Genomic DNA, 7,142 nt, shown 5'->3' with positions numbered 1-7,142 from the left:
GTCGCTCCCGTGATGTCATCGGCTAACCTCCGTGAAAATATTCGAGGATAGCCAGATCTATTTCTAATTTTTAGATGGTCGGGTTGGACGCTTACTACCAATTTCCAAAGAGGCACGTTTGTCGGGGTCTAGTTCGAGACTGATCTTATCCAGCCCTTCTCCAGGATGGACTTTCTCATAGATTTTTCCCACGTCATCCGCAATTTTCTTAAGTATGCCATCGGTAAAGGTAATTCTTTCCTTGGAAACAATCTCTAAGGCATCCTTCAACTGGGGCAGCAAGACATCCAGTTTCTTTTGTTCCTGATAATTTGTCTCATAGGTTTTGATAGCTTGTCTGAGGGTCTCTACAAACTTGTTTAAACCCTGCCACTCGGTTTCAAGTTTGAGCCATTCCTCAGGTAAGGTTGAAGAATTACTGAGCCATTCTTCAAGTTTCTCCAACTCCGAAGGGGCAGATTGATCTGGGGTTTTAATCTCAGTATTCGGCAAAACTATAGATTTTTTTGTCTCAAAATCAGAAGCGGCAGTTGCGGCATCAGAGCGCAGCCTTACCAGCATGGACTCATTATCAGCTAGTATCTTGACCGCTGAATCATTGTTCTGTTTTGCTATTCTCAGTTCTTGGAATTGCCCAAGGCGCAGATCAATAGCTTGTTCCAAACCGGGTGCTTTTTCTGCACTTTCGCACAAAGGGCAAAACTCTACAGGGGATTTCCCTCCGATATATGTTTTTGCCGCTTGCAGGACTTCAATCAGCTCTCCCGCGCCCTCAGCAGTTTTAGAAAGGGCGGCTTGCAGACTCGCTGTTGTTTCAGTGAGCTTGGCTTTTGCCGCTGTGACATTTGTTTCTATTTGCTTATATTTTGGTGGGTAGCCTTGCAATAAGGCATAAGCTGCCTTCAAAGCGATTAAATCTTTGATAGATTTCTCAACTGCCTCTAAATCTTGTTCCGCTTGGGTTTTCGCCCATGATAAAGAGTCTTTTCCTTGGCTGCCCGCTGTTATCCAGAACTGAGAAATGGCAGTTTCGTTCTCTTGAACACGAGCAACTGCTGTATCACGGCTTTTCTCAAGATTCTTAATAAGCTCTCTTAGGGCAGCTTCTGAACTTTCAGCGCCAGTTACATCAATAAATCTCTTTATCTCTTTGTATCTATCAGCCGGATTTGCTTCTACAAGCCCTAGAATTTGTCCTCTTCTCAAAACCTCTACAGCGGGCTTTTTATCGGCAGGATTCATAATGACATTATTCTTTACTAATTGTGCAGAGCAGCTTGAGTTATGCGTCTCAAGCGTTACGTTTATATCTGATGATTTCTTGCCAAGAGACGGCCAGTAGCTATTTAGTTTGCCGCCTAATCCACGGTTTTCAAGTGAGCCAATTTTGCCTTTTGAAATGAATTCTAAAGCATCGCATATGGTTGTCTTGCCAGTGCCATTCTCTCCGTAGATTACGGTTAGCTTCTTTCCAGCCTCAAAATTTAAGGTGAATGGAACAACTGAGCCGCGCAAATGTTCAATTTTTAGGCTTTTCAAAGAAGAGTTACTCATCATTCTTTTCCTCCGCTTTGGCCAGCTCGATTGACAACCGCCAATCTTCTTGTGAGATCTTGCCCTCTGCAAATTTTGATAGATACTTTTGTTTATCGCTTCCCCGAAGAAGTCCTGCTTCCACGAGTTTTGTCAGTACGATTTCAGATAGCTGTTTTGACGGTGTTTCCATGTGACTATTCCAGTGTCCAAGAAATTTTGAAAATTTCAGAAAGAAAAACCTCTTGTTTCAGCTTTCCCTCAATTTCAGCAATCAGTTCTCCACGCCTGCGATCAATCTCGTCCTGTGCATCAAACAGTCTGCGGCGCTTCTCGTTGCGCTGACTCTCAAGAGTCTTAACCTGCTTCTGACCTGCTAATTTTTCTTCCAGCGTTAATGCAAGGGTGGCGGCGCGTTTTGCTTCTTTAATCGTCCTATCCATTTCCTTGATCTCACGTTCCAGTGTGACTTTTAAATCTTCTGCCCAGCCATCTAGTTTGTCCGCTTCTTGTTCAAAGAATTGAGCATTGCGTTCGGAAATTTTAAGTTGAATTTCTGCCTTTTGCTCATTGGCAAGATTTTTTAGTGTGCTGTCATCTAGTGTTATACCAGATTGCAAGGACTGTATTGGCAACATGGATAGTCGCTTGGCAAGATCATGATCCAGACTCTGTCCGTCATCCGTATGGGCAGAAAATAACAAATAGTCTTCCACCTGATCCAAGGCTTCAATTGTCAGAATAGATAGAGACAACTGACCTGATTTTCCGATATATGGCTCCAATGCACTAACCTTCGGTCGTGCACCTGATGCGTCAAATATCACATCCGCTGCTTCTGATGATTCAGATTTTATCTTTTCGAGCAGTTTTTGCGCCAAGGGATGGCCAAGGCGATAAAGGTGCGCCTCTCCACTGCGGCGTGGTAGTTCGTATAGGCCCAGTGGGATCTCATCGTTTGCAGCTTCAAATGGTAGGCTGTTTAAGCGAAAACTATCCCTGCGATCATCTGTAAAAGCAGCATGCTCCTGTAAGCCAAAATGAGTGACATCCATTAACATTCGTTCATAGCGGCTTAAGGCAGCTTCGCTGGTTTCCTTGTTCACCTTGAGCTTTTCCAAAACTTCGGCATCGAAATTTTCCAGCAATTGTCTGCGGGTGTGTGTCATAGAATCGCTGATTTGCGCGTTGAGTTCCTGTTGCAATTGGTCAAATCTAGCTTTGATTTCTTCTGGTTCGCGGCATCTTTGATAGATTTCAGCAATCCTGCGTTCAAAATCAACACCCGATTCAATTGCGCCCAGCACTTCATCACTTGCACCGAAAACACCTTCAAACAAGTGAAATTTCTCGGACAAAAGTTGAAAAACGCGCTGATCTGCTTCATTTTTTAGGTTAATAAAATTTACAACCACTACATCATGCTTTTGTCCGTAGCGATGGCAACGTCCAATACGCTGTTCAATACGCTGCGGATTCCATGGTAGGTCGTAATTTACGACCAAAGCACAGAATTGAAGATTAATCCCTTCCGATCCTGCTTCTGTGGCAATCATGATTTGCCCTTTATCGCGGAAGTAATCGACGAGGGCAGAGCGCATATCCGCAGTTTTTGAGCCAGTTACTTTGTCTGTTCCTTCATGGCGATTCAGCCACTCCTTATAAATTTCTTTGGATTTTGGATCGTTGTTTGAGCCATTAAAGAGAACGATTCCGTCTTTGTAGGGAGTTTCTGTAAGTAGGCGCATGAGGTAATCCTGCGTTTTACGGGACTCTGTGAAGACAATAGCCTTGCGCGGCAGACTTGGTGTGGAAAAGGCTTTTTCCAGTGCAGTGATAAGGGCTTTTCCCTTGGCATTGTAGGTGATAGAAACAGCCAAATCGCGGAAAGTCTCAAGATCGGCGATTTCCCTTGCCAGGGCTTTTTGATCGGTTTCGGATAGGAATTCTACTTCACCATTTTCTTCCCATTCCTCTGCTGTTTCATCCAAGGACTCATAATCTTCATCCAGCTCTTCTTCGAGTGATAAAGATGGAGTTTGTTTGGCAAGCTTGATTTTTAATCTTGCAATTAAGGTTTCCAATGCGCCCGCGATAGCGAAGGTAGAAGACGCAAGCAATTTCCGCAGAACCAGTGTCATCAGGGAGCGCTGGCTATTCGGTAACGCTTGCAGATTTTCGCGGCGTAAATATTCCGATACCAGATGATAGAGTTTGTCCTCACCTTCTTCAGGCGTGAATCGTTCCACCATTGGCAATCTGTTGGTATAAGGCACAGACTGGACTTGGCGGCGCAGAGTGCGATGACAGACTGGCTTTAATCGAGCCTTTAGCGTATTGAAGACCTGATCTTCATTCAAGTGCATGAATTGCTCTCTGAAACTTTTGAGGTCTCCAAAAGTCTGTTCGTCGACAAAACTCACCAAGCCAAATAGCTCCAGCAAGGAATTTTGCAGTGGTGTTGCCGTCAAAAGTAGCTTGGGCGCATTTTGCAATGCATTTTTGAGAGTATTAGCAATAACATTAGATGTTTTGTAAACATTTCTAAGACGGTGTGCTTCATCAATAACAACCAAATCCCACGGAATTCTATGCACGTCCACGGCTTTACTACGAGCAAACTGGTACGAGCAGATAACGATACTATCTTTGATTTCAAAGGGCTGGAAATTACCGATCTTTATAGCATTGTTATAGGCTTTGGCTTCAAGAATGCGACACGGAAGAAAAAATTTTTCTTGTAATTCCTGATGCCACTGTTTCCGCAAGTTGGATGGGGTGATAATCAAAATGCGGCGTTTCCGCTCTGCCCATCTTTGAGAAAGGACAAGTCCCGCTTCGATAGTTTTTCCCAAACCAACTTCGTCCGCCAGCAATGCACCCTTAGATAAAGGAGAGCGAAAAGCAAAGAGAGCTGCTTCAATCTGATGTGGATTCAGATCAACCTGCGCATCAACAAGTGCGCCAGCCAGTTTTTCATTGCTATCGGAAGGGAAACGCTTCGTTAATTCGTGCGCGTAATATTTGGCTTGGTATGGTGTTATCACGCGTTACTACCGCCATTTGTACACCACGCAAAAAAATCTACATTACTGCATCCAATGCCATATTGGAACATGCACCTTCTTAGTTCAATGCTATCGATCAATGCAATGCGGGCTTCTAAATCTTTCATGCAATAGGAGGTAAATATACGAATTATGATTACGACTATCTCCACAGAACCTCCTTCATAGTATGCTCGAGTTAGAAAAAATAAAGAATTATAAAGTAATTCATATGGTTATCAATAAATACTTTGAGTATAGATGGGGTTCTATCGGCCATAACTAACGCGATTTCCCCATTATTTTTATTTTTTGAATGCAGTTAATATCGATTAGTGTTTCTTAAAATTTTTTTTACCTATCTTTTGTTTCTCATAACACAAAAGCACCCCGCTGCTTGCAGTGAGGTGTCAGGTACATTCTTCAATCTACATGTTAAGGAAACACTGATTAATTCACCGCACACTAGGGCCAAGCGAGCGGTTTTGGGATATTGGGTTAGAATTTGCCATATTCTGACTTGAATTGCGCTATTTCTTGCATTATTTCCCTCATTTCTTGTCTTTAAGACGCAATCTGGCTGTCAGAGCTACATAACCACCGGCGAGCCAGCAGCAAGTTGGCAAGCCCAAACAGTGAAAAACATCTGAGCATTATTTTTGGCCATCCCTTTGTAGCGGGTTTTGCGATGCATGAACAGATTCTTTACGACATGAAAGGGATGCTCAACCTTGGCGCGAATGCTGGCTTTTGCATGTTCAAGCTTCTCCATCAGTTCGCCTACTGTTGTTTTGGGCAATGCCTTGCGCTTGGAAGGGCGCATCGCAATATGCCAGGTTACGGGCAATTCAAGATTCTCTTCTCGTTTTTTAACACCTGGATAGCCCGCATCACCAAACACATCGGTTTCATCACCATGCAGCAGCGCCTGTGCCTGAGTAACATCGTGGACATTGGCTGCCGTTCCGATCAGGGTGTGAACAAACCCTGATTGCGCATCGACACCGATGTTGTACCTTCATACCGAAGTGCCACTGCTTGCCTTTCTTGGTTTGATGCATTTCGGTATCCCGTGCCCGTTCCTTGTTCTTAGTCGAAGGAGGTGCTGAAATCAGCGTAGCATCAACAATCGTACCTTCGCGAAGAAATAGTCCGCGTTCAGCCAGGTGTGCATTGATTGCATCAAAGATGGATTCCGTCAGATGATGCGCTTCCAGCAAATGGCGAAATTTCAGCAGAGTCGTAGCATCCGGTACCGCTTCCCGATTCAGATCAATACCAACAAAGCAACGAATTGCTTGGCTATCGTATACAGCATCTTCCGTGCCTTCATCCGAAAAACCAAAGCACTGTTGCACAATATACATCCGCAGTATCCGTTCCAAACCAATCGGTGGATGACCTCGCCTACCGCTAACCGGATAGTACGGGGCAATAACATTCAACAGGGGTGTCCAGGGTGTTGCAGCTTCAATTTCAACCAGAAAACGATCACGTCGGGTTTTTGTTTCTTCTTTGCCGCATATTCCAGGTCAGAAAAGCTTGATTGCATCGTTCTATTCCATATTTATCAATATCGATGTATTTTATCAAACCTCTGCAAGTCAATTCGATGTGATCGAATAGATTAGTGTTTCCTTAACGCCCTAAGGGGTGAAGAATTGGATTAATACTAATTCAAATTTATGCATGGTGCTATGTAGCGTATATTTCACTGGAGACTTTTGAAGACAAATCTCCAAAAGTCCCATGTTGATCTTATTTATTTTTATACCATATACTTATAGCAATATTAAAATCAATTCATTGAGGATTGAGACCCTACTCTGTCTTATATTTACGAATAAAATAAGTTTTCAGGTGATAAATGTATAAGCTGAATAAAAGTTATTGATTTTTCACATTATACCCTGCTAGATTACCATCCACTTCTTAAACTACTAATAGGGCATCCTCATGAACAAGACTGAATTGATTGAAGCCGTTGCTACTCGTTCTAAAACCACCAAAGCCCAAACAACTGCCATGCTGAACGAATTGCTTGAAGTTATTCAACAAGCTATGGCAAGTGGCAACGATGTTCAGTTAGTGGGTTTTGGTACTTTTTCAGTGACAGAACGCGCAGGTCGCGAAGGCCGCAATCCAGCGACCGGAGAAACCATCACAATCCCTGCCAAAAAGGTTGTTAAATTCAAGCCAGGTAAAGCTCTATCTGATGCTGCAACAGCTAAATCAGCAGGGACTAAACAGACTGCAAAAAAAGAATAATACGATCAGGTAAGTTTTGATTAAAAGAATCCAGGGAATCATCAAGGTATAACAATTCCCTGGGGAAGGTTATATGAAGAAAATTATACTGTAGGTTCTGTTAATGCCTATAGTTATTTCATCAACCATTCAAAATAAAATTTGAACGACTATTAATCTGTAGTAGCTCACACTTGATTTGACACTTCAAATATTAGTCGTAAGCGTCCAACCCCACCACCTATTATTGCTTCAATTTAAGTGATTGAATGAATTCCGGCGCAAATGGCAACAACTCGTCAATGCGGCTGTTAG

Annotated in this window: 4 protein-coding genes and 1 pseudogene; 1 reads left to right on the top strand and 4 read right to left on the bottom strand. The window is 43.1% G+C overall.

What is annotated here, in order from left to right; translation table 11 throughout:
• Nucleotides 1-63 precede the first annotated feature (63 nt).
• From C4S39_RS14635 to C4S39_RS14620, 4 genes and pseudogenes are all read right to left on the bottom strand, one after another.
• Entirely contained in the window at nucleotides 64-1,557 is a 1,494-nt protein-coding gene (locus C4S39_RS14635) for an AAA family ATPase (protein ID WP_103967674.1), read from the bottom strand.
• Complete coding sequence (locus C4S39_RS14630) at nucleotides 1,547-1,726, bottom strand: hypothetical protein (protein ID WP_103967673.1); 180 nt, start codon at nucleotides 1,724-1,726, stop codon at nucleotides 1,547-1,549. The genes C4S39_RS14635 and C4S39_RS14630 overlap by 11 nt, the downstream gene beginning before the upstream one ends.
• A gap of 4 nt (nucleotides 1,727-1,730) precedes the next feature.
• Nucleotides 1,731-4,580, bottom strand: coding sequence for an SNF2-related protein (locus C4S39_RS14625; RefSeq protein WP_103967672.1), 2,850 nt, complete (start codon nucleotides 4,578-4,580; stop codon nucleotides 1,731-1,733).
• 564 nt (nucleotides 4,581-5,144) lie between these two features.
• Nucleotides 5,145-6,132, bottom strand: a pseudogene (locus C4S39_RS14620) (IS5 family transposase).
• Nucleotides 6,133-6,536: 404 nt separating this feature from the next.
• Here C4S39_RS14620 and C4S39_RS14615 point away from each other — a divergent pair.
• Nucleotides 6,537-6,848, top strand: coding sequence for an HU family DNA-binding protein (locus tag C4S39_RS14615; protein WP_103967671.1), 312 nt, complete (start codon nucleotides 6,537-6,539; stop codon nucleotides 6,846-6,848).
• Nucleotides 6,849-7,142 lie beyond the last annotated feature (294 nt).

Origin of the sequence: Nitrosomonas ureae, assembly GCF_900108305.1 — a bacterium.
GTDB classification, from domain to species: Bacteria; Pseudomonadota; Gammaproteobacteria; order Burkholderiales; family Nitrosomonadaceae; genus Nitrosomonas; species Nitrosomonas ureae_B.
This window is presented reverse-complemented; position numbering and strand designations above follow the sequence as displayed.